Raw genomic sequence first — 23,061 nt, 5'->3', positions numbered from 1 at the left:
CGCGAGTGCCGATGTTTGCCTGATGTAACAGGTGTTTTGTCTTTTTAGAGGTCGCTACGATGGTTATGGATATTAACGAAATTCGCGAGTACTTGCCGCACCGCTACCCGTTTTTGCTGGTTGATCGGGTAACGCAGCTAACCAAGGGCGAATCCATCGTTGCGTACAAAAACGTTAGCATTAACGAACCATTTTTTAATGGCCATTTTCCCCATCATCCGATTATGCCGGGCGTACTAGTGATAGAAGCGCTGGCCCAGGCCTGCGGTATCCTGGGCTTTAAAACGGTCAATAAGCTCCCCGCCGATGGTTACGTGTATTACTTGGTCGGTAGTGATAACGTGCGTTTTAAGCGCCCTGTGATGCCCGGCGACCAACTAGTGCTTGAGGCTAATGTCATTCGCGGTAAGCGAGGCATTTGGAAATTCGCCTGCCGGGCCACGGTGGATGGTGAACTCGCCTGTGAAGCAGAAATTATTTGTGCTGAGAGGAAAGTAGCTTGATACATCCTACTGCCCTTGTTGACCCCACCGCGTGGCTTGCCGACGACGTAGAGGTGGGCCCCTTTAGTGTAATCGGCCCGGATGTCACCATCGGTGCGGGCTCAGTGATTGGCCCTCACGTGGTAGTCAAAGGCCCGACGACATTGGGTGAGCGCACACGTATTTTTCAGTTCGCCTCCGTGGGCGAGGATTGCCAGGATAAAAAGTACGCCGGTGAGCCGACGCGTTTGGTAATGGGCGACGATAATGTCATCCGTGAAGGTGCAACGCTGCATCGCGGTACGGTTCAGGACCGAGGGGAAACCACCATTGGTTCGCGTAACTTGTTGATGTCCTACGTACACGTCGGTCACGACTGCGTGATTGGAGATGACTGTATTCTGGCGAATCAAGCAACGCTGGCAGGTCACGTGACGGTAGGCAATTTTGCTATTCTGGGCGGGTTGGCGGCGGTCCATCAGTTTTGTCATTTTGGTGACCATGCGATGGCGGGTGGCGGCTCGATTATTACCAAAGACACGCCTGCTTACGTGATGATCAACGGTAATCCTGCAGAAGCTCGCGGCCTTAACCTTGTTGGCTTGAGGCGACGCGGTTTCAGCAGTGAAGCCATTAACGCCCTGAGCGCTTCCTACAAACTGGTGTATCGCCAGGGCTTGACGGTGGAGCAGGCACTTGCCGAAATGCGCCGTCAGTTTCCGCTACCTGAAGTGTCCCATTTTGCTGATTCCATCGAGCGCTCAACACGCGGCATTATCCGCTAACCGGCGGGTACTTACATGAAGCTTCAACGCGTATATCTAGTGGCAGGCGAGCTTTCCGGCGATATTCTCGGTGCGGGGCTGATGCGTGAACTAAGCGCGCGCCATCCGGCCATTGAATTTCGCGGTATCGGCGGCCCGCGTATGGAAGCTCAAGGCCTCACTAGCCGCTTTCCCCTTGAGACCCTCTCAATCATGGGCCTGGTCGAAGTCATTAAGCACCTACCTGGACTGATTCGCGTACGCCGCACGCTGCGCGAGGAAGCTACCGCTTGGCAGCCCGATATCATGATTGGGATTGACGCGCCCGACTTTAACATTGGCCTTGAAAAACAGCTGCGTGAGGCGGGCATTAAAACAGCGCATTATGTCAGCCCCTCGGTCTGGGCGTGGCGGCAAGGGCGAGTCAAGAAAATTGCTAAAGCCGTTGACGGCATGTTGACGCTGCTGCCGTTCGAAGCCGCCTTTTATCGCCGCCACCATGTGCCGGTTGCCTTTGTCGGCCATCCGTTAGCCGATGAGTTACCCCTGGAAAATGACCGCTTAAGCACTCGCCAAGCGCTTGGCCTGGATGAGCAGGCGCCGGTACTGGCGATGCTGCCCGGCTCAAGAGGCAATGAAATCCGCTTTTTAGGTGCGACTTTTTTACAAGCGGCTGAACAGCTTTGCCAACAGCATAGCGCGCTGCAAGTGGTGATTCCTGCGGCCAGCACACAGCGGCGCAATGAAATTGACCAGCTTTTACAAGCCTACCCGGCACTTGGCGAGCGCGTGGTATTACTCGACGGCCAAGCCCGGGAGGCAATGGTTGCCAGCGACGCCGTGTTGCTGGCGTCAGGTACTGCAGCACTCGAAGCCATGCTGTGCCATCGCGCTATGGTGGTGGCCTATAAAATGGCCCCGCTTACCCACTGGTTAGCCAAGCGATTGGTTAAAACCCAGTGGGTGTCGTTGCCCAACTTGATTGCTCAAGAAACCCTAGTGCCTGAGTTAATTCAAGATGCCGCCACGCCTGAGACGATTGCCGAGCAGTTGGGCACGCTATTGACCGATGAGGCTGGACGACACGCGCTGGAAGCCCGTTTTGCGTCGATGCATCAAACACTTCAGCGTCATGCGAGCCGCCGTGCGGCGGACGCCATTGACGCCCTAGTGGCTGATCAACCGCTGGAAACACCGCAAGGCGATGCCAATGGCCGTTAATCCGAGCGCTTACCCACCGCTACAGATTGACTATGCCGGTGCGCGCTTGGCGGGAGTGGATGAAGTGGGCAGAGGCCCGCTGGTGGGCAGCGTGGTGGCCGCCGCCGTGATCCTCGACTCTGCGAGGCCCATTGATGGGCTAACTGATTCCAAAAAGCTCACGGCGCGCAAGCGCGAGGCGCTAGATATATTGATTCGCGAGCGGGCGCTGGCATTCACCGTGGCAGAGGCCAGCGCCGCCGAGGTCGACCAGCTCAATATTTATCATGCCACGCATTTAGCCATGCGCCGCGCCATCGATGGCCTTGCCCCGGCGGCCGAGTACCTGCTGGTGGACGGTAACCGACTGCCGGGTCATGCGCTGCCCGGCCAAGCCGTGGTTAAAGGTGACGCTCGTCACCAGGCCATTGCGGCGGCGTCTATTTTGGCCAAGGTTGCCCGCGACGCCCAGATGGTTGCTCTGGATATGCACTATCCTGAGTATGGGTTTGCACGCCATAAAGGCTATCCGACCAAAGAGCACCTATCGGCGCTTGCGGTTCACGGGCCCTTAGCCGAACATCGCCGTAGCTTTGCCCCCGTGCAGCGTCAATTGGCGTTACTGTAACGTTTCTTTTTCACCTAGCGTTTTACCGAGAGTCCCATGACGGTTCCGTTCGTTCATCTACGTTTGCACAGTGAATATTCCCTGGTCGATGGCTTGGTGAAGCTCAAGTCGCTGGTCAGCACCACCGCTGAGCGCGAGATGCCGGCGCTGGCGTTGACCGATGAAGCTAATCTGTTTGGGCTGGTCAAGTTTTACAAAGCCGCCCAAGGCGCAGGCCTGAAGCCCATTATTGGCAGCGATCTCTGGCTGCATAACCCCCACGACGAGGCGCACCCTTACCGCATCACGCTGCTGGCGATGAACGAGGTGGGTTATCGCAATCTGACGGAGCTGATTTCCCGCGGCTGGACCGACGGCCAGCGCCAGGGCCGGGCGATTCTCGACAAGCAGTGGGTCATGGAGCAAAGCGCAGGCCTGATTGCGTTATCGGGAGGGCGTGAGGGCGAGATAGGACGCCATTTGCTTTCCGAGCACGAGCGAGAAGCGAAGATATTGCTGGAGGATTGGCAGCGTGCGTTCCCAGACCGCTTCTATCTGGAATTGATTCGCACCGGTCGCCCTCTGGAAGAAGCCTGCGTGCACGCCAGCGTTAAACTGGCAATTGACACCCAAACACCGGTGGTCGCCACCAATGACGTGCGCTTTTTGGAGCGCGATGATTTTTGGGCCCACGAAACCCGCGTGGCGATCGGCGAAGGCAAAGCGCTTGACGACCCGCGTCGCGAGCGTCGCTACACCGAAGAGCAGTACTTGAAAAGCCCCGCCGAGATGGCAGAGCTGTTCGCCGATATCCCCGAAGCGCTTGAAAACAGTGTGATGATCGCTGAGCGCTGCAGCGTTGATGTGCGCCTGGGCGAGATATTCCTGCCTGAGTTCGAAATCCCCGAAGGCATGACCCAGGATGAATTTTTCCGCAAGGTGTCTCACGATGGCCTGACGGATCGATTGAATTTTCTATTTCCCGACGAACGTTACCCACGGGACGGCGACGAATACCAGGCGATTGATCAGCGCTACCGCGAGCGGCTCGATTTCGAGCTGAACATCATTATTCAGATGGGCTTTCCCGGCTACTTCCTGATCGTGATGGACTTTATCCAGTGGGCCAAGGATAACAATGTGCCGGTTGGCCCTGGGCGTGGCTCCGGTGCCGGCTCGCTGGTGGCCTACGCGCAGAAAATCACCGACCTTGATCCGATTGGCTACGACCTGCTGTTTGAGCGCTTTCTTAATCCCGAGCGTGTTTCCATGCCCGACTTTGACGTCGATTTTTGTATGGAAAAGCGTGACAAGGTGATTGAGTACGTGGCCGACCGCTACGGGCGTGATGCGGTGTCGCAAATCGTCACCTTCGGCACTATGGCCGCCAAGGCGGTAGTGCGCGACGTCGCTCGTGCCCAGGGCAAGCCCTATTCGCTGGGCGACAAGCTCTCTAAGTTGATCCCCTTCGAAGTGGGCATGACGCTCGATAAGGCCATTGAGCAGGAAGCGGCGCTGAAAGAGTTTATCGACAGCGACGAAGAGGCCGAAGAAATCTGGGAAATGGCCCTCAAGCTAGAGGGCACTACCCGCGGTACCGGCAAGCACGCCGGTGGCGTGGTGATCGCGCCGACCAAGCTCACAGACTTCTCGCCACTGCTCTGCGATGAAGACGGCTCCGGCTTAATGGTGCAGTTCGATAAAAACGATATTGAAGACGCCGGGCTGGTGAAGTTCGACTTCCTAGGGCTGCGCACGCTGACGATTATCGACTGGGCGCTGGAGATGGTCGATAAGGTGCGTAAGGTCAACGACCAGGGGCCGCTTAACATCGACGCGATTCCCTTGGACGACGGCAAAACATTCGAGATGCTCAAGCGCGCCGAGACCACCGCGGTGTTCCAGTTGGAGTCTCGTGGCATGAAGGAGCTGATCAAGCGGCTGCTGCCTGACTCCCTCGACGATATGATCGCCCTGGTGGCGCTGTTTCGCCCCGGCCCGCTACAGTCGGGCATGGTGGATGACTTTATCAACCGTAAGCACGGCCGTGCGGAGGTGTCTTATCCACACCCGGATTACCAACACGAGTTGTTAAAACCCGTGCTGGCGCCCACCTACGGCATTATCTTGTACCAAGAGCAGGTCATGCAGATTGCTCAGGTGATGGCGGGTTATACGCTAGGCCAAGCGGATATGCTGCGCCGTGCGATGGGTAAGAAAAAGCCTGAGGAAATGGCCAAGCAGCGCGCTGGTTTTATGGAAGGTTGTGCGGCCAATGGCATCGATAAAGACCTCGCCGGCAATATCTTTGATCTGGTGGAAAAGTTTGCCGGTTACGGTTTTAACAAGTCGCACTCCGCCGCCTACGCCCTGGTATCTTACCAAACCGCCTGGCTCAAGGCGCACTATCCAGGGCCTTTCATGGCCGCCGTCATGTCCACGGAAATGGATAACCTGGATAAAGTTGTGCCGCTGATCGAGGAGTGCCGACACCTCAAGCTGACAGTGACCCCGCCGGACGTCAACGTCGGTGGCTACAAGTTCACCGTTGATACCCAGGGCCGTGTTGTATACGGCCTGGGCGCGATCCGTGGCGTGGGTGAAGGCCCCATTGGCGCGATTGTTGGAGCCCGCGAAGAGGGTGGCGCGTTCAGCGATATTTTCGATTTCTGCAAGCGTATTGATGCTAAACGTATGAACAAGCGCACGCTGGAAGCACTGATTCGCTCCGGCGCGCTAGATAATCTGGGCCCGAACCGCGCTGTGCTTGCCGCCGCTATGGAAGATGCCCTCAAGGCCGCCGCGCAGAATCATGCCAACCAGAACCTGGGCATGCTGGATATGTTCGGCGAGGCATTTACCGCCGACGAAGAGGCCGTTGACGTATACGCTGAGTATCGCCACGCCCGCGAATGGACCGACCGCGAACGGCTATCCGGAGAGAAAGATACCCTGGGCCTCTACCTGACGGGCCACCCGATTGACGAGTATGAGCGCGAATTAAAACGCTTCGTGTCGACGCGGATCAGCGATTTAAAAGCTTCCCGGGAACCCCAGCGGATCGCCGGTTTGGTGGTGGCCATGCGCACCATGAAATCCAAGCGCGGCGATACCATGGCGTTCATTACCCTGGATGACCGCACCGGGCGCATTGAGGCCTCGCTGTTTGGCGAGATGTTTGAAAAGCTGCGCGGACAAATCGCCGCCGATGAAGTCGTGATTGTCGAAGGCGAGGTCTCCAACGATGATTTTTCCGGCGGGCTTAAGCTGCGTGGCAAGGACGTCACGCCCATGGTGGCGGCGCGTATGCGGTTTGGCCAAGCGGTTGAGCTTGCGTTGGATGCACAGCAACTCAATGGCCGGTTAGTCGAGAGTTTACGTACCAGTCTTTCGCCCTATCGCGACGAGGCGGGTCTGCCCGTTCGCTTGCAGTATCGACACCCCGACGCCGTGGGCTGGCTGGAGCTGGCGGATGAATGGAAAGTCGCGCCCAGCGACGATTTACTGCTGACCCTGCGCGATGTGCAAGGTCAGGTGGGCGTCCAGTTGCGCTATAAGTAAGGCGCGTTCCGCGCGGTGCCTTGCGTGGCAGGGTCAGGGTGCGATAATGGTTGCATTACATGCGCGTTTCGACATGGCTTATTTTTAACAGGCAGAGCCGATGAATCCTAATTATCTCGATTTTGAACAGCCGATTGCCGAACTCCAGGCAAAAATTGAGGAGCTGCGCTTGGTCAGCTCCGATAGCCAAGTCAATCTTTCCGATGAAATTGCCCGGCTGGAAGAGAAAAGCCGCAGGCTCACGGAATCGATTTTCAAGGATTTAACCCCTTGGCAAGTGTCTCAGTTGTCACGCCATCCCCAGCGGCCCTACACGTTGGATTACCTTGAGCACATTTTCAGCGACTTTGATGAGTTGCATGGCGATCGCAACTTTGGTGATGACGCCGCGCTCGTGGGTGGGATAGCGCGCCTGGATGACCAGCCGGTCATGGTAATCGGTCATCAAAAAGGCCGCGACGTTAAAGAAAAGGTTCGGCGTAATTTTGGCATGCCGCGCCCGGAAGGCTACCGCAAAGCCTGCCGGCTAATGGAAATGGCCGAACGCTTCAAAATGCCGGTGCTGACCTTTATCGACACGCCGGGCGCCTATCCGGGGATCGACGCCGAAGAGCGCGGTCAGTCCGAGGCGATTGCCTATAACCTGGCGGTCATGTCGCGCCTCAAGACGCCGATCATCTCCACGGTGGTGGGTGAGGGCGGCTCGGGCGGCGCGCTGGCCATCGGCGTCTGCGATGAGCTGCAGATGCTGCAGTACTCGACCTACTCGGTGATCTCGCCGGAAGGTTGCGCGTCGATTCTGTGGAAGAGCGCCGAAAAAGCCTCTGACGCCGCTCAGGCGATGGGCATTACCGCCGAGCGCTTGAAAGAGCTCGGCTTTGTTGACTCGCTGATCAAGGAGCCGCTGGGCGGTGCACACCGGCATCCGGTGACGACCTCCGAGCGCGTTAAAGAGGCGCTGGTGGCAAGCATTGATCGATTGCAACGCATGGATACCGAGGCATTACTGACGCGCCGCTATGATCGTCTGATGAGCTATGGCGCGCCAGCTGCCTAAATCACTGGTTGGCCTGCTTAATGACGCCCTGGTGGAGACCCCGCCGGGGCGCTCTATTTGGGTGGCTTTATCCGGCGGGCTGGATTCGTCGCTGCTGTTGACGATAGCTGTCGATGTATGCCGAAAGGCTCAGCGTCCGCTAAAAGCGCTGCACGTTAACCATGCCCTACAGCCTGCGGCCGACGCGTTTGAGGCGCACTGTCTGGCGTTGTGTGCGTCGTTTGATGTGCCGCTAACGCTGGCGCGACTAAAGGTTGAACGCCAAGGCGAAGGTCTTGAAGGCGCGGCTCGACGGGCGCGTCTGGCTGCCTTTCAGCAGCATATTCCTTTAGGGGATACGTTGTGGCTGGCTCAGCATCAAAACGATCAGGCCGAAACGCTGTTGCTGGCTGCGATGCGCGGTAGTGGGGTTCGCGGACTTGCCGCGATGCCTTATCGGCGCGAGTGGCAAGGCATTACCTTGCTACGTCCCTGGCTGGATGTCAGTCGCCAGCAAATCGCCGAAACGGCCAGGGCCATGCAGCTCGCCTGGTGTGAAGATCCAACCAATCGCGATGTCACCCTGGACCGCAACCTGCTGCGCCACCAGGTGATGCCGCTACTTGAAGCGCGCTGGCCTGCAGCCAGCCGGGCGCTTTCTCAAAGTGCCCGGCTGGCGGGGGAAGCTGACCAGTTATTGGCCGCCTACGCCGCCGAAGAACTGCAAACACTGCACGGTCGCGATGGCAGCCTTGATGTGGCCGCGTTGAGATTACGCGAGCGCCCCCGCCAGCGCCTATTGGTGCGCTCGCACTGTCAGCAAAGCGATCTGCCCACGCCTCCTCGCAAACGTCTGGAGAGTCTGTTGGATCAATTGGCCGCGGCGGCCGACGCTCAGGTGCGAGTCACTTGGCCTGGGGCGGAAGCACGGGTGTGGCGTGGGCGGTTATATATCATGCCGCCGTTGGAGAGACTGGCGCCCTGGCAAACCCAGTGGGATGGACAGCCGGGCATCGAAACACCTCTGGGGCCGCTGCGGCTGTCGCTTAAGACCGCACAGCCTGTCACCTTGCGCTGGCGACGTGGTGGGGAGGTGATTCGTCTGGCCGAGCGCGGGCGGCGCGAGATTAAGCGACTGCTGCAAGAAACTCAACTGCCGCCCTGGCAGCGTGATCGGTTGATCCTGGTGATGCACGAGGAGGAGTGCCTGGGCGTGGTTCAACTACCCGCCACCTTACTGTGGCGGGCGCAAGACGCTACGTTTGTTTAGGCGGAGACTCCACAACGTTTAATTGAAATCCCGCTGCGTGCATGTACGCTTGCTCTTGCTCCAGATCAGTACCCAGCAGCGTCGGCTCGTCGCTCTCAGGTAACGTAATGGTCAAGTGATCATCGTCAGCAGCCATATTGGGAAGCGGCGGGGCAGTTTCAGGACGCGAATGGTTCAATAACACCGCCAGTCGTAGAAGGCGAGCCAGCTTGGCGCTTTGTGCCTGCTGGTTTTTCGGTAGTGTCTGCCATTCTTTGAGAGGGAATTTACGCCGGTGGGCGCGCACTAAAAATGCCAGCAAGCGCTGCTCTGGGCGCGAAAACCCAGCGAGGTCCGAATGTTCAAGCAGGTAGGCGCCGTGGCGGTGGAACTGGCTGTGAGAAATCGCCAGGCCAATCTCGTGAACGTGGCTCGCCCACTCCAGATAACGGCCCAGTGAGCTGCTTAGCGACCAATCTCGGTTAAGCTCGGTAAACAGCCGAGCGGCGGTATCCGCCACGTTATCCGCCTGTCGAGTATCCACTTCGTAGGTGCGTTTGAGCACTTCGAGGCTTTTTGAGCGCGAGTCTTCGGCACTGTTACGCCCGGCCATGTCATACAGAACCCCTTCGCGTAGGGCGCCGTCGGCAAAGCGCATCTGCGCCAGGTCAAAGGCTTCAAAAATGGCGCTTAAGATCGCCACCCCAGCAGGAAATACCTTGGCCCGGTCAGCCTTTAAGCCGTCGAGTTCAACGTTATCAAGCTGTTTGCACTTGATCAGCCGCTCGCGCAGTTTCTTAAGCCCGCTGCGGGTAATCAGGCCCTCTTGAGAGGTATCGCCGTAGGCTAAGAGGACGCTGGCGACCGCTTTGATCGTGCCACTGGAACCAACGGGGTCATCCCAACCCAGGTGTTGATAAGGGCGTTGGATATTGGCCAGTTCAGACAAGGCGGCGAGTTCGGCGCGGCGCATGCGTTTTTCGCTCAGCTCGCCTTCCGGAAAGAAGCGCCGTGAAAAGGTTACGCAGCCCATGCGCAAGCTTTCCAGGGCTTTGGGCTCAAAGGCCTCGCCAATGATGAATTCGGTAGACCCACCGCCGATATCGACAATCAGGCGGCGGCCATTTTCCGCCAGGGCATGAGCCGCTCCCAGATAAATAAGGCGGGCTTCTTCCCGACCGGCAATGATCTCGATGGGGTGACCCAGTTGGGCTTCGGCGCGCTCGATAAATGCCTGACTATTATGGGCGTCGCGCAGCGCGTTGGTCCCCACAATACGCAAATTTTGTTGGGTGATGTCGGTTAAGAAGGGCGCAAACCGGCCCAAACAATCTAACGCGCGCTGAATGGCCTCCTCGCTAAGCTGGCCGTGTTCATCCAAGCCTGCGGCAAGCTGAACTTTTTCACCCAGGCGGGCGACCACCTGAAGGCGTTCATTTTGATAGTTGGCCACCAGCAGGTGAAAGCTGTTCGAGCCTAGGTCGATGGCGGCTAAACGTTGCGGCTCCCCCCGCTCGCCCGCTGGGGCAAAGGCGTCGGTGGGCAGCATAATGTCCTTGGGCATGAGCTATCCTTGGTGTTAATTGCCCCAAGGTTGCGGCGGCCTCTATTTATTGTCAATTGCCAAAAGCTTGCGTTTGGCGCAGGGGTTGACTAACATCGAGCTACTGGCTTGATCCGACCGGATTTACCCAGCTACAACCTAGGTCGTCCGAGACATTATTTAGCGTCGAGTTTGACGCCATGACGCGGTGAATGTTGAGTGTATCGCGCCCGATGATGTCGGCCAGATATCCAAGTCGTCAGATAGCCCGCTGGTTTAGCCGTTCCTGTGCTAACCAGATTTACCAGCACTAGCACCCTCGAACTGAGTCACAGTTAATCATGTGGTTAATGAGCCTCAGTCTAGCCCCTTTATCGAGCGCGTGCCTTCTCGGGGTCTGAACGCATCACACGGCGCTTAGCCATATCATTAAGTGCTACGCCTCCTGTCTTATCCCGGCGCTTGGCGCCCAGCTTTCATGAGCAACTTTCTAACACACCGATGAATCTCACTGAACTCAAGCAAAAAACCGTTCCCGAGCTGCTCGATATCGCCCGTGAAATGGGTATCGATAACTTGGCCCGTTCGCGCAAGCAGGACATCATTTTCGCCATCCTCAAAAAGCATGCTAAAAGCGGTGAGGATATTTATGGCGACGGTGTACTGGAAATTCTTCAGGATGGCTTTGGCTTTTTGCGCAGCGCCGACAGCTCTTACCTCGCCGGGCCGGACGATATCTATGTCTCGCCCTCACAAATCCGTCGCTTTAACCTACGCAAGGGCGATTCCATCTCGGGCAAAATCCGTCCGCCCAAGGAAGGTGAGCGCTATTTTGCGCTGCTCAAAGTTAGCCAGATCAACTTTGACCGTCCAGAGAACGCCAAGCATAAAATTCTCTTCGAGAACTTAACGCCGCTGTTCCCGGATGACCGGATGCGTATGGAGATCGGTAACGGCTCCACTGAGGATCTGACCTCGCGGATCATTGACCTGACCGCGCCGATTGGCAAAGGTCAGCGTGGTCTTTTGGTGTCACCGCCGAAAGCGGGTAAGACGCTGATGTTGCAGAACATCGCGACGTCGATCACGCGGAATAACCCCGAGTGCCATCTGATCGTTCTACTGATCGACGAGCGCCCCGAGGAAGTCACCGAAATGTCGCGCACCGTGCGTGGCGAAGTGGTGGCTTCAACTTTCGATGAACCGCCCGCCCGCCACGTGCAGGTGGCCGAAATGGTCATCGAAAAAGCCAAACGTCTAGTTGAGCACAAGAAAGACGTGGTGATTCTGCTCGACTCCATCACCCGCTTGGCGCGTGCTTACAACACCGTGGTGCCTAGCTCGGGCAAAGTGCTGACCGGCGGTGTCGACGCCCACGCACTAGAGAAGCCAAAACGCTTCTTTGGGGCGGCGCGTAACATCGAAGAGGGCGGTAGTTTGACGATTATCGCCACGGCGTTGGTTGATACCGGCTCGAAAATGGACGAAGTCATCTTCGAAGAGTTTAAGGGTACCGGTAATATGGAAGCGCACTTGGACCGCAAGCTGGCGGAAAAACGCGTATTCCCGGCGATCAATATCCGCCGTAGTGGCACCCGGCGTGAAGACTTGCTGGCCTCCGAAGAAGAGATGCAACGCATGTGGATCTTGCGCAAGCTGTTGAATCCCATGGAGGACACCGCTGCGACTGAATTCCTGATTGATCGATTGAAAGATACCAAGACCAATCTTGAGTTCTTTGAAGCGATGAAGCGCCGCTAGCGTCCATAAAACAGACGCAGCGGTACTGCTGCCAGCCGGGGAGTGTGCATTGAAGTACCATGATCTGCGCGAGTTCATCACGGCCCTCGAAGCCCGGGGCGAACTGAAGCGAATTACCGCTGAAGTCGATCCTTACCTGGAAATTACCGAAATCTGCGACCGCACCCTGCGTGCCGGTGGCCCGGCGTTGCTATTTGAAAACGTCAAGGGTCACGACATGCCGCTGCTGGGCAATTTGTTCGGTACTCCCAAACGGGTGGCACTGGGTATGGGACAGGATTCTGTTGAGGCCCTGCGTGAAGTTGGCAAGCTGCTGGCGTTTTTGAAAGAGCCCGATCCACCCAAGGGCCTCAAGGATGCCTGGAGCAAACTGCCGATCTTCAAGCAAGTACTTAGCATGGGGCCCAAGCAGGTCAAGCGCGCCCCGGTTCATGAAGTGGTTTTTGAAGGCGACGAGGTCGACCTCGGGCGACTGCCGATCCAGCACTGCTGGCCGGGCGATGCCGCCCCGCTGGTGACCTGGCCGCTGGTGATCACCCAGGGACCGCATAAAAAGCGCCAGAACCTGGGTATCTACCGCCAGCAGAAAATCGCCAGGAACCGGTTGATCATGCGCTGGCTATCGCATCGTGGCGGCGCGCTGGATTTTCAAGAGTTTCAAAAAGCCCACCCGGGCGAGCCGTTCCCCGTGGCGGTCGCATTGGGCGCAGACCCAGCGACGATTTTAGGTGCTGTGACCCCGGTGCCGGATACGCTGTCTGAGTATGCCTTCGCCGGGCTATTGCGTGGCTCACGCACTGAGCTGGTCAAGTGCGCTCATGCTGAACTTGATGTGCCGGCATCGGCGGAAATAATCCTCGAAGGATTTATCTACCCCGACGATATGGCGCCGGAAGGCCCTTATGGCGATCATACTGGGTATTACAACGAGGTTGATCACTTCCCCGTGTTCACCGTGACGCGGATGACCATGCGTCGCGATGCGATCTACCACTCCACGTACACCGGCCGTCCGCCAGACGAACCCGCTATTCTCGGCGTGGCGCTCAACGAAGTGTTTGTGCCCATCCTGCATAAGCAGTTTCCCGAAATTATCGATTTCTATCTGCCGCCGGAAGGGTGTTCCTACCGCATGGCGGTGGTCACCATGAAAAAGCAGTACCCCGGCCATGCCAAGCGCGTGATGATGGGCGTGTGGAGTTTCCTGCGTCAGTTCATGTACACCAAGTTTGTCATTGTGTTGGACGACGACGTGGACGCGCGCAACTGGGAAGATGTCATGTGGGCCATCACCACGCGGATGGACCCGGCTCGGGATACCGTCATGGTAGAAAACACCCCGATCGACTATCTCGATTTCGCGTCTCCCGTATCGGGCCTCGGGTCGAAAATGGGCCTCGACGCCACCAACAAATGGCCGGGTGAAACCGACCGTGAATGGGGCACGCCTATTGTGATGGATGCCGAGGTCAAAGCTCGGGTCGATGCGCGTTGGGAAAGCCTGGGCATTGATATCCCCTTGCCACCCCCGCGGAAAGGTAGCGGTTCCTAGCACCCTGACAGATTTTTAAACATAGAGGCTTTCATGAGCGCAAGGATGTTAACTTGCCACGTTACGGCCGTTGAGGATCTCAATCCCGACGTATTCGGTGTTACCCTCGAAGGGCGTGCCGAAGCCATGCAGCATGCCCCAGGGCAGTATTTAGAGCTTAAGCTTGATGAGTCGACATGGGTGCCTTTTTCGATCGCCAGCGCCGAGCGCGGCGATGGCATCATCGAACTGCACATTCAGCACTGGCCCGAGCGCGAAAACTCGGCTCGCCTGCGTGAGCTGCTCCAGGTCGCCAACCAGCTCACCGTGCGGTTGCCCGGCGGTGACTGCGTGTTGGATACTCAAAGCGAGCGCCCGCTTTGGCTGATTGCGGCGGGTACCGGCTTTGCCCAGATGAAAGCGATCATTGAAGCCTCGCTGAAGCAGCAGCCCGAACGTCGCATTTCGCTGTGGTGGGCGGTACGTGAGCACCGTGACCTTTATGCTGAAACGTTGGCTTGCGAATGGGCGCAGCGTTATCCCAATGTCGATTTCCAGGCCGTTACCGAGTTTCCGCTGACCGAACCCATGGCCCCCGGCGAGCGCATTGGTCATCACCCTGGGCGTATCGATTCAGCACTCGAGCAGGCGGCGATGATGCCCAGTGAGTGGGATGTCTACATTTCCGGCTCGCCGGGTATGGTGTACGCCTGTATGGATGTGCTGGAGCGTAAAGGGCTCGATGCTGACCGGGTGTTTTCCGATGTATTCTCTTACGCTCCGCGTGCCAAACAGCTCTGATGCGCTGCAAATGGCGTTAGCTAGTTGCTTTTAGCGCCGTATACAGGCAGGATAATCTCAAGATTAAAACGTTCGCCGCAGCCCTAACGCGGCCAATACCAGCGCCAGGATATTGTTATGTCATTAAAACGCGCCTCCATTAATGCTCTGCGTCTGCCCATGTGGACGAATAGCGGTTGCGCGAATGGCGTCCTGGTTTATGGCTATTGGTTTAGCGACGGTGTGCCGATGGCCGACGCCTAACGTCGCGCCTGCAGGCACACCCAACGGGTTGCCTGCCGAATGCCAAGAAGCCCCGGTGGGAAACCTCTCCGGGGCTTCTTGCGTTTTAAGCTGTCATCACTGTACACAGGTATTTCATTAAGGAGCTGACTCATGACCTATCGTGCATTTTTCCTCGCTATGGTGAACCGCTATACCGGCTACCGCTATGGCTGGCGATTTAGCGACGCGCGGTCGGTGTCAGCTGCCACCTCCGTCCGTGCCAGTACCGGTGGCCTGTTGGTCAAACGATGTCCCACGATTACGGAGAGTTAACCCCATGAATGCCACCGTCAGCGCCATGCTCAATACGCCGTCTGCTTCGCACGATTCGACGACGATGCGGCTGCCCACGCCGTCTGAATTACGTGCCCAGCTTCCGATGGATGCCGCCCTCAAGGTGCAGATTGACGATCAGCGGCGCGCCGTACAGCGCATCCTCAGTGGGCAGGATGACCGATTACTGGTGGTAGTCGGCCCTTGCTCGGTACATGATCCAAAGGCCGCACTCGACTACGCCGACCGTCTGGCCGCCTTGAGTGAGGAGGTTAGCGACCGTTTACTGCCAGTGATGCGGGTGTATATCGAAAAGCCCCGCACAACGGTGGGTTGGAAAGGCTTGGCGTACGACCCTCATCTGAATGGCCGTGGTGATATGGCGCAGGGATTAGCGCTATCCCGCGAGTTGATGCAGAACGTGGCGTGTCGCGGTTTGCCCGTGGCCACTGAGCTACTGCAACCGATGCTGGCGACCTATTTGCAAGATGTTCTAAGCTGGGTGGCGATCGGAGCCCGGACTACCGAATCGCAGCTGCATCGCGAGCTTGCCAGCGATTTGGTCGCCGCCGTAGGCTTCAAAAACGCCACCAGCGGGGATGTTCAGGTGGCCATCGACGCCATCGAGGCGGCGGCGCATTCGCACCAGCGGTTTGCCCTTGACGAACAAGGCCGCCCGGTTATGCAGCAAACGGCCGGCAATCCGCATACCCATGTGGTGCTGCGAGGCGGCCATGGCGAGCCCAATTACCAGGCCCACCACGTGCGTAAGGCAGTTAACACCCTGCGCGAAGCGGGGCAGAACCCGCGCTTAATGGTCGATTGCAGCCACGCCAATGCGCGTAAAGACCATCGTCGCCAAAGCGAAGTGATGCTCGATGTGCTCGCACAGCGCCAAGCGGGTGAGGCTAACCTAGTGGCGCTGATGCTGGAAAGTCATCTATTTGAGGGTAAGCAGTCGTTAAAGCCCGGCGCACTGCGCTACGGTGTGTCGGTGACCGATGCTTGTGTCGGCTGGGACACCACCGAACGGCTGCTAAAAACCGCCGCCGAGCGCCTACGCTAGAAGGATTCAGGTATGACTTGTTTGCCCTGGCCAGCCCCGTATCATAGACAAATATTACTTTTATCTTGCCTGCGAGGTTGGCCATGGTGTTTACCCTTGAGCCTTACGATCCCACTACCTATCGCCGTAAGGCGCGTATGATTACCTTCATCATGGCCGGACAGCTGCTGATTTTTGGCCTGCTGTTTGCCATGCTGCTGACGGGGGCTTTCGGTCCTAGCCTGTGGTTAAACATATTGGGTGGCGTGTTAGGTTTACTGGCTACCAGCGCGATATTTGCGGCGCTGCGCGACCGGCCGTGGATGCGAGAGGTTGGCTACGTATGGCAGCTTAAGCAGCATCTTGCGCGGATCAACGGCTATCTGCCGGCTCTCCGCAATGCTATAGGCGAAGATAATCGTACGGCGCTGGATATTTTGGCATTTTACCATCAGGGGTTGGCGCAGTTGGCTGAGTTTAACGGGCGTTCGCCCAGCAATGATGGCGAACGCCAGCGAGTTAACGAGCGTCGCGCAGCGTTGGCATTGCCTCCGCAGGTCGAGCGCTTTGATCCCCAAGATTTACAAGCCTTTAAACGCGGCTAAGTTACCCACCCGTTACTTCAGGAACGTATCGCTATGACGACACCGTTAAAATGTTTGCTAGCAGGGGTTATGTTTGTCGCGATAGGCGGCTGCGCCGCTGTGGAATCGCCCTCGGACGGAGCGACGCCATCTGACGGTTCCGCGCTGGATGTTAAGGCGCCCTTACTCCCCTCGGCGCTGTTTTCCGGACAATCAGAGCAGTTTGAGGCTTGGCACTGTAGCCCGGCGCGGCAACATCTAATTACGGCTGTAGATGGCGAAACGCTGCGTCTTTGGTCACTGCATGGCGCTTGGCGTTTACCCCAGGCAGTGGTGGCCAGCGGCGCGCGTTATCAAGACGGCGACATCAGTTTTTGGAACCGGGGTGAACAAGCGTTGGTAGAGACGCCCCGAGGCCAACTCCAGTGTGATTTGGCAGCCAGCCGTGACGCCTCGACCCGTGAGGAACACCCGAACGTCATGTTCCGAGGGCAGGGTAACGAGCCAGGCTGGTCGGTAGCGTTGGCCCACGATTCACCTGAACTCACCCTAACTACTGATTATGGCGAAAACGTTGAAACGCTCAATTATATGGTGAGCGTAATGGATAACGAAGCGGGCCGAGTCGTTTTGGAAAATGCCGATGCCGACGCCTTTTTTCGCGTTCGCATTGAAGCAGGGGCTTGCTTCGATGACATGAGCGGCCACCCCTTTCCGGCACGCGTTACACTGAGTGTCGACGGAGAGCAATACAGCGGCTGTGGCCAGGGTATCGCACCGTCGAGTTAGTCGTTGTTTGATGGCTCGCAGGGGAGTACCTGGGGCGGATAGCGCCACTTAGGCTCGACGAAAGCGGTAGCGCAAAGCGCATCACGGTTACCCAGCGCACGTGCCGCAAGGCGCGATAAAGTCGTTAACTGGACACTCCGTTGGCTGGTCAGCTCCTCACTGGTGGCGACGGGCGTCCAGGCATCTGCCTGACGCGTGGCCAGGGTAAAGCTAAAGGGGTGGAAACCAGGAAAGCCCAGCCGTATATCGGTGGCCACTAGGGCAAGTTGTCCATCGATTGGACGCATTTCGTAGCGTAAAAACGGCCCGGCAAACCATGCCAAGCGCTGCCCCGCCACGCCCTCAACCGCTGCGCTTTCCAGCTCTGCTCCTCGTCGTAAGGGTTCAAGCGTAGGCGTTGCGTTGCCATCAAACACGCTCACCAAGCTTTCGTAGTAGCGGTCACCCTCTACCACGGTGGCGCGCCATAGCAAGATATTAAACGGGGTTGGTTGCACCAAGCGCGGCGCGCTAGATAATCCCTGCTCAGCTAAGGTCGGGGCAAGTTTGTGCTCAACGCTTAGCTTCGCGCCAAAGGCCAGTACCAAGTAGATGCTCGATATCCCAAGCCCCCAGGCACACCACTGTCGGACCCGTCGGGTGAGCAAGGCGGTGATTAAACATATCAGTAGGGGCAGTGAGTAAAAAGGATCGATGATGAAGACAATGGGCCAAGCCACTGGCGGCGATTCAAGCGGCCATAAAAGCTGCGTGCCGTAGGCGGTCAAGGCATCCAGTAGCGGGTGAGTGATCAGAATCAGTCCAAAGAAGGCGGCCCATCGAGCGAGCGATATATCCTTGGCAGGAGCAAAGCGAGCACTCAGTAACGCTAACAAACCGGCAAGCCCTGTGAGTACAAACAGCGAATGGCTAAAGCCGCGGTGCTCGGTTACATTGGACACGGCATCGCCATAGTCGATCACTACATCAAGGTCAGGCAGGGTGCCTAGTAGTGCGCCGATGAGCACCGCCTTACGTCCAAGCCGACGCCCTAAAACGACTCCTCCCACTACGGCACCCAATGTTGCCTGCGTGACTGAATCCACTGGTGACTCCCTGGGGCAAGCCCCACTACTATTAATAACGGGTTAATGATGCATGATTGATAATTAAAAGTGTAGCTGTAATGCTGTTGTATAATTAATGTGATGAATTACTGCTCGGCATCATTTTTTGAACCGGCCGCAAAAATGCCGTTGGGGTGCTAAGCTGGCGCATTAAGAATACGAGTGGGGCGGTTTGCCCCTAACTTCGTCATATGACGCAACAAGGAGAAATGGCATGCAATATCTTCATACCATGGTGCGCGTCAGCGATTTGGATGCATCGCTGCACTTCTACTGCGAGCTGTTAGGGCTCAAGGAAGTCCGTCGTAAAGAAAACGACAAAGGCCGTTTCACGTTAGTCTTCCTCGCCGCACCGTTTGACGAGCCGCGCTCCTCACGTCTCACCGCCCCGGAATTGGAGTTAACCTATAACTGGGACCCGGAAGAATACACTGGCGGGCGCAACTTTGGTCATCTGGCTTACCGGGTTGACGATATTTATGCGCTTTGCCAAAAGCTTAAGGATAACGGCGTGACCATTAACCGCCCCCCGCGCGACGGCCATATGGCGTTCGTGAAATCGCCGGATGGCATTTCCGTTGAACTGTTGCAAAAGGGTGACGCGCTGGCCGCTCAAGAACCTTGGGCGTCGATGGAAAACACCGGTAGCTGGTAAGCATGACATAAGGAAAGGACAACCATGACCATGAAAGGCTGGCGGTTATTGCCTTGGCTTGCCTCGGCGGCGCTATTGTTAAGTGCGTGTAGCAGTGCACCGGGGCCGAGTCCTGCACCGCAAGAAGAGGGTCCAAGCGATGATTCGCTGTCGGGCGCAATCGTTGAGCAACGCTGGAATCTGCTGCTAGTAGGCACCAACGAGCGGTTGTCGATGCCCGAAACCGCGTTCTTTGAAATTGGCCGTGACGGCCGCATAAGCGGTCACGATGGCTGCAACCGGTTTAGCGGCGAGGTTTCATTAGGCGACGATCAGCGTATCGAAGTGACTGACCTGTCAACGACGCGCAAAGCGTGTCCAAAAATGGACGATGCCGAGCGGGTAACCGAGATGCTTGAAAACGCTTACCGATACCTCATCGACCATGATCGGCTGGTATTCTTCGGCCCGGATAGTCGCGTATTGGGCGGCTGGCGCGAAGGCAATTAATAGCCAGTTATTTTTCAAAAGGCGGATTGAAGCGGGCGATAAAGCGCGCGTCAATCCGCTTTTTCCATTGCCAGACCCACTTGCCTGACAAGCCCAAGGAACCACGGCTGGCAATGGCGCGGCCGTCGCCGGTGCCGATCAATGCCAGTACGCGTCTTGGGGGTTGCCAGGCCGCTAGCGCTTCGCTGTGGCAGGCCCTGCGCAGGTTGTCTGCCAGGTGTGGCCCCATGCGCACTGCGTATACCCCGGCGTTGGGCAGGGGTGGATCATAAGCCGCACAGTCGCCCGCCGCGAATAGGCCTGTCTGGCCCACCACTTCAAGCGTGTTCTCCACCTCAATAAAGCGCTGCTTATCCAGCGGCAGTTGGGTTTTCGAAAGCCAGCCGTGACCGACCGCCCCGGTGGCCCACAGCACAATATCGGCAGCCACGAACGCGCCCTGCGTGGTTAATACGCCACCCTCGATTAGTGTTTCCCCACGCCGCTGGCGATGCACCTGAATGCCTGCCCTGGCTAACGCGCGCAAAGTTAACCAGCGGGGCAGCCGTCCCGCGTCGGGCAGCAGGGTGCGTGACGCGCTGAGCAAATGCCCCTGCCAGTCAATATCCGGGCGTTGATGGCGTAATTGGCCCAGTACACTCATCAAGGTTTCGCAGCCCGCCGCACCACCGCCCACGCTCACTACACGCTGGCTGGCGCCATGGGGAAGTTGCTCGACGTCATCGCGTAACGCCTGCCAGCGCTGGGGCAGTGAACTGAGCGGGCGCATGGCCAGCAGGTGAGGAAGGTGGTCGCCTTGCTGCTCGGGGAGTGACAGGGTAGACCCCACGTTGAGTGAGGCCACATCAAAGCGCAGCGTCTCGCCGTTGGCCAGGGTGACATGGCGCACTGAGGTGTCCATCGCCACCGCTGGGGAATCGACAAACCGCGCGCCTGCCCGCTGGCAAAGTGCCGCAACGTCGATCTGCGTCTCGCGTAGCGTAGTTTCCCCCGCTAGCCACGCCGGTGCGCTGCCAGAGTACGCCGCCAACGAACTGTCGCTGACCACGGTGATCGTGATGCCTGCATCAGGGTGCTCGGCAAAGGCCTCCAGTACAAAGGCGTGGGCATGACCCGCGCCAATGAGTAACAGTTGGATCATTTAGCGGCACCGCGCCGCCAGGTGAAGTAGCGCTTCAATAGTGAAAGCACCCGTTCGGGTTTGTGGGCGTTTTTCCATGCCCCTGCCGTTGCCTTGGCGGCCTCGCCAAGCGTGGGGTAAGGGTGAATGGTGCCCAGCAGCTTGTTGAGGCCGAGGCCGTGTTTCATGGCGATGGTGAATTCGCCTAGCCATTCGCCAGCATTCTCCGCCACGATAGTCGCGCCGAGAATCTTGTCTCTCCCGGGCACGGTAAGCACCTTGATAAAGCCCTCGGTGGCACCTTCGGCAATCGCCCGGTCGCTTTCGCTCATGGCATAGCGCGTCACTTCATAGGCGATGCCCTTGCCGATCGCCTGTTTTTCATTCAACCCCACCCGCGCTACTTCAGGCTGAGTGTAGGTGACCGCGGGCATAAAGCGGTAGTCCACCGCAAAGCTTTTCAACTCACCAAACAGCGCATTCACCGCTGCGTGCCACGCTTGATGGGCCGCCGCGTGGGTCAACTGATAGGGGCCGGCGAGATCCCCGCAGGCCCAGATATTGGGCAGCCGCGTTTGCAAGCGATCGTTGAGTTCCAACGTGCCGGCGGATGTAGTGGTGATCCCTAGGGGCTCAAGCCCCAGCCCTTCGATATTGGCCTGGCGGCCAACACTCACCAGCAGATAGTCAAAGATGAGGACAGAGCGGTTTCCCTGATGCTCCACGGCCAGTTGATAGCCTGACTCGTCGTTGAGAACTTCAAGTGCTTTGGTGTCGGTCATTACCGTCACCCCTTCGCCCGCCAGGGTGCGTTCAACATGTTCGCCGACCTCGTCGTCTTCGCGCCCTAGTAGCTGGGGCATGCCTTCGACAAGCGTTACCTGGCTACCCAAGCGGGCAAAACTCTGGCTGAGCTCGCAGCCGATGGCACCGCCGCCCAGTACCACCAAGCGCTTGGGCAGCTCGGTAAGTGACCATAGATTTTCAGAGGTAAGCACGGAGACAAGCTCAATGCCGGGCAGCGCAGGAACCTTGGGCCGGGCGCCGGTGGCCAGCACGACATGGCGGGCGGTGAGGGTTTTATCGCCAACCTGCACGTGCCAGGGCGAGGTCAGCTTGGCGTGGTCCTGATACACCTCAACGCCCAGTTGGGTGTAACGCTCGACGCTGTCGTGGGGTTCGATATCGGCAATCGCCTGATGGACATGGCCCATTACCATGGCAAAATCAATCTGCGGCTCGCTTGAGGTAACCCCAAAACGTGGCGCGGTGCGAATCTCGTGGGCCGCTCGGGCAGCGCGAATCAGCGCTTTTGAGGGTACGCAGCCGGTATTCAGGCAGTCGCCGCCCATTTTGTGTTTCTCGACCAGCGCCACCTTGGCCTTGACGGCGCTGGCGATATAGCTGGTCACCAGCCCCGCCGAGCCGCCGCCAATCACCACGATGTCATAATCAAAGCGCGACGGTCGTGTAAAGCCTTTATAGGCCTTATGCGTTTGCGCCAAGAGCACAAGGCGTCGGGCGATCCACGGGAAAATCGCCAGTAATGCAAAGGATGCCAGCAGCATCGGAGAAATAATCCCCCCGAGGCTTTCCAACTCACCCAATTGGCCACCGGCATTGACGTAAATGGCGGTGCCGGGAAGCATGGCCACCTGGCTTACCCAGTAAAACGTGACGGTCTTGATGCGGGTCAGGCCCATCACCAGGTTGATCATGAAGAACGGAAACAACGGCACCAAACGCAGAGTAAACAGATACAGGGCACCGTCGCGCTCGACGCCGCGGTTCACTGCTTCAAACTGACGCGGAAAGCGCTTCTCGATTGGCTGGCGGAATAAAAAGCGCGACAGTAAAAATGCCAGCGTCGCCCCCAGTGTGCTGGCAAAGGAGATAATCAATAATCCCCAGCCCAGCCCGAACAGAGTTCCCCCAAGCAGCGTGAGCAACGTAGCACCCGGCAGCGAAAGCGCGGTCATCACCACGTAAACGGCAAAAAAGATCCCCGCCACCTGCCAGGGAGACTGGCCGAACGCTGCCTGGAAATCATTTTGGTAGGCTTTCAGGGTATCCAGGGTGAACCATTGGTGGGCACCACTCAGGAAAAAAACGCCGATGGCAACGATGAGTAGCCCTGCAATCAGTAAGCGTTGTCGGTTCAAGGTCATCTCCAGCGAAAGCCATTTAAGGGGGTACGGGTC

Annotated in this window: 21 protein-coding genes; 17 read left to right on the top strand and 4 right to left on the bottom strand. The window is 57.8% G+C overall.

Features of this window, described 5'->3' with window-relative positions; genetic code table 11:
- Window positions 1-59 precede the first annotated feature (59 nt).
- The 7 genes from fabZ (at window position 60) to tilS (ending at window position 8,920) form a co-directional block, all read left to right on the top strand.
- Window positions 60-503, top strand: a complete 444-nt coding sequence (fabZ, locus tag CPH17_RS09290; RefSeq protein ID WP_074397478.1) for a 3-hydroxyacyl-ACP dehydratase FabZ — start codon at window positions 60-62, stop codon at window positions 501-503.
- Window positions 500-1,267 carry an acyl-ACP--UDP-N-acetylglucosamine O-acyltransferase gene (lpxA, locus tag CPH17_RS09285; protein ID WP_074397477.1) on the top strand — a complete coding sequence of 256 codons (768 nt, stop codon included), beginning with the start codon at window positions 500-502 and terminating at the stop codon, window positions 1,265-1,267. Before fabZ ends, lpxA begins: the two co-directional genes overlap by 4 nt.
- Before the next feature lie 15 nt (window positions 1,268-1,282).
- The gene (gene lpxB / locus CPH17_RS09280) at window positions 1,283-2,467 is read left to right on the top strand and encodes a lipid-A-disaccharide synthase (RefSeq protein ID WP_074397476.1); all 1,185 of its coding nucleotides are present in this window, start codon (window positions 1,283-1,285) and stop codon (window positions 2,465-2,467) included.
- The gene (rnhB, locus tag CPH17_RS09275; RefSeq protein ID WP_074397475.1) at window positions 2,457-3,074 is read left to right on the top strand and encodes a ribonuclease HII; all 618 of its coding nucleotides are present in this window, start codon (window positions 2,457-2,459) and stop codon (window positions 3,072-3,074) included. The genes lpxB and rnhB overlap by 11 nt, the downstream gene beginning before the upstream one ends.
- Before the next feature lie 36 nt (window positions 3,075-3,110).
- Entirely contained in the window at window positions 3,111-6,614 is a 3,504-nt protein-coding gene (dnaE, locus tag CPH17_RS09270) for a DNA polymerase III subunit alpha (protein ID WP_074397474.1), read from the top strand.
- Window positions 6,615-6,714: 100 nt separating this feature from the next.
- The gene (gene accA, locus CPH17_RS09265) at window positions 6,715-7,671 is read left to right on the top strand and encodes an acetyl-CoA carboxylase carboxyl transferase subunit alpha (protein ID WP_096299259.1); all 957 of its coding nucleotides are present in this window, start codon (window positions 6,715-6,717) and stop codon (window positions 7,669-7,671) included.
- Window positions 7,652-8,920 carry a tRNA lysidine(34) synthetase TilS gene (gene tilS / locus CPH17_RS09260; protein WP_096299257.1) on the top strand — a complete coding sequence of 423 codons (1,269 nt, stop codon included), beginning with the start codon at window positions 7,652-7,654 and terminating at the stop codon, window positions 8,918-8,920. Before accA ends, tilS begins: the two co-directional genes overlap by 20 nt.
- Here the strand turns inward: tilS and ppx are convergent.
- Complete coding sequence (gene ppx, locus CPH17_RS09255) at window positions 8,907-10,463, bottom strand: exopolyphosphatase (RefSeq protein WP_096299255.1); 1,557 nt, start codon at window positions 10,461-10,463, stop codon at window positions 8,907-8,909. The two genes, tilS and ppx, sit on opposite strands and share 14 nt — an antisense overlap.
- A gap of 480 nt (window positions 10,464-10,943) precedes the next feature.
- Between ppx and rho the strand changes: the two genes are divergently transcribed.
- The 8 genes from rho to CPH17_RS09225 all read left to right on the top strand — a co-directional run bounded on the left by rho (window position 10,944) and on the right by CPH17_RS09225 (window position 17,490).
- The gene (rho, locus tag CPH17_RS09250; protein WP_074397470.1) at window positions 10,944-12,203 is read left to right on the top strand and encodes a transcription termination factor Rho; all 1,260 of its coding nucleotides are present in this window, start codon (window positions 10,944-10,946) and stop codon (window positions 12,201-12,203) included.
- Window positions 12,204-12,252: 49 nt separating this feature from the next.
- On the top strand, window positions 12,253-13,755 hold the full coding sequence (ubiD, locus tag CPH17_RS09245; protein ID WP_096299253.1) for a 4-hydroxy-3-polyprenylbenzoate decarboxylase: 1,503 nt from the start codon (window positions 12,253-12,255) through the stop codon (window positions 13,753-13,755).
- Between the two features lie 33 nt (window positions 13,756-13,788).
- Complete coding sequence (locus CPH17_RS09240) at window positions 13,789-14,535, top strand: NAD(P)H-flavin reductase (protein ID WP_096299251.1); 747 nt, start codon at window positions 13,789-13,791, stop codon at window positions 14,533-14,535.
- Between the two features lie 117 nt (window positions 14,536-14,652).
- Window positions 14,653-14,778, top strand: coding sequence for a hypothetical protein (locus tag CPH17_RS20385; RefSeq protein WP_269457732.1), 126 nt, complete (start codon window positions 14,653-14,655; stop codon window positions 14,776-14,778).
- Window positions 14,779-14,910: 132 nt separating this feature from the next.
- Entirely contained in the window at window positions 14,911-15,072 is a 162-nt protein-coding gene (locus CPH17_RS20040; RefSeq protein ID WP_172898695.1) for a hypothetical protein, read from the top strand.
- Window positions 15,073-15,076: 4 nt separating this feature from the next.
- Complete coding sequence (locus CPH17_RS09235) at window positions 15,077-16,138, top strand: 3-deoxy-7-phosphoheptulonate synthase (protein ID WP_096299249.1); 1,062 nt, start codon at window positions 15,077-15,079, stop codon at window positions 16,136-16,138.
- A gap of 83 nt (window positions 16,139-16,221) precedes the next feature.
- Complete coding sequence (locus CPH17_RS09230; RefSeq protein ID WP_096299247.1) at window positions 16,222-16,722, top strand: DUF3087 family protein; 501 nt, start codon at window positions 16,222-16,224, stop codon at window positions 16,720-16,722.
- A 33-nt stretch (window positions 16,723-16,755) separates the two neighbouring features.
- On the top strand, window positions 16,756-17,490 hold the full coding sequence (locus tag CPH17_RS09225) for an MliC family protein (RefSeq protein WP_096299245.1): 735 nt from the start codon (window positions 16,756-16,758) through the stop codon (window positions 17,488-17,490).
- On the opposite strand, the gene CPH17_RS09220 is transcribed toward CPH17_RS09225, so the two are convergent.
- On the bottom strand, window positions 17,487-18,575 hold the full coding sequence (locus tag CPH17_RS09220) for a metal-dependent hydrolase (protein ID WP_096299243.1): 1,089 nt from the start codon (window positions 18,573-18,575) through the stop codon (window positions 17,487-17,489). The two genes, CPH17_RS09225 and CPH17_RS09220, sit on opposite strands and share 4 nt — an antisense overlap.
- A 235-nt stretch (window positions 18,576-18,810) precedes the next feature.
- Between CPH17_RS09220 and CPH17_RS09215 the strand changes: the two genes are divergently transcribed.
- Both CPH17_RS09215 and CPH17_RS09210 read left to right on the top strand, forming a co-directional pair.
- Window positions 18,811-19,251, top strand: a complete 441-nt coding sequence (locus CPH17_RS09215; protein WP_096299241.1) for a VOC family protein — start codon at window positions 18,811-18,813, stop codon at window positions 19,249-19,251.
- 24 nt (window positions 19,252-19,275) lie between these two features.
- The gene (locus CPH17_RS09210; RefSeq protein ID WP_096299239.1) at window positions 19,276-19,740 is read left to right on the top strand and encodes an META domain-containing protein; all 465 of its coding nucleotides are present in this window, start codon (window positions 19,276-19,278) and stop codon (window positions 19,738-19,740) included.
- 7 nt (window positions 19,741-19,747) lie between these two features.
- On the opposite strand, the gene CPH17_RS09205 is transcribed toward CPH17_RS09210, so the two are convergent.
- Both CPH17_RS09205 and CPH17_RS09200 read right to left on the bottom strand, forming a co-directional pair.
- Window positions 19,748-20,881 carry an FAD-dependent oxidoreductase gene (locus tag CPH17_RS09205; protein ID WP_096299237.1) on the bottom strand — a complete coding sequence of 378 codons (1,134 nt, stop codon included), beginning with the start codon at window positions 20,879-20,881 and terminating at the stop codon, window positions 19,748-19,750.
- Window positions 20,878-23,022 (bottom strand): FAD-dependent oxidoreductase, encoded by a 2,145-nt coding sequence (locus tag CPH17_RS09200; protein WP_096300929.1) that lies wholly within the window; start codon window positions 23,020-23,022, stop codon window positions 20,878-20,880. The genes CPH17_RS09205 and CPH17_RS09200 overlap by 4 nt, the downstream gene beginning before the upstream one ends.
- Window positions 23,023-23,061: the final 39 nt, after the last annotated feature.

It is taken from the genome of Halomonas sp. hl-4, from assembly GCF_900215475.1.
Taxonomy (GTDB): Bacteria; Pseudomonadota; Gammaproteobacteria; order Pseudomonadales; family Halomonadaceae; genus Vreelandella.
Note: the sequence above shows the minus strand (reverse complement) of the source record. Positions and strands in the feature narration are given on the sequence as shown.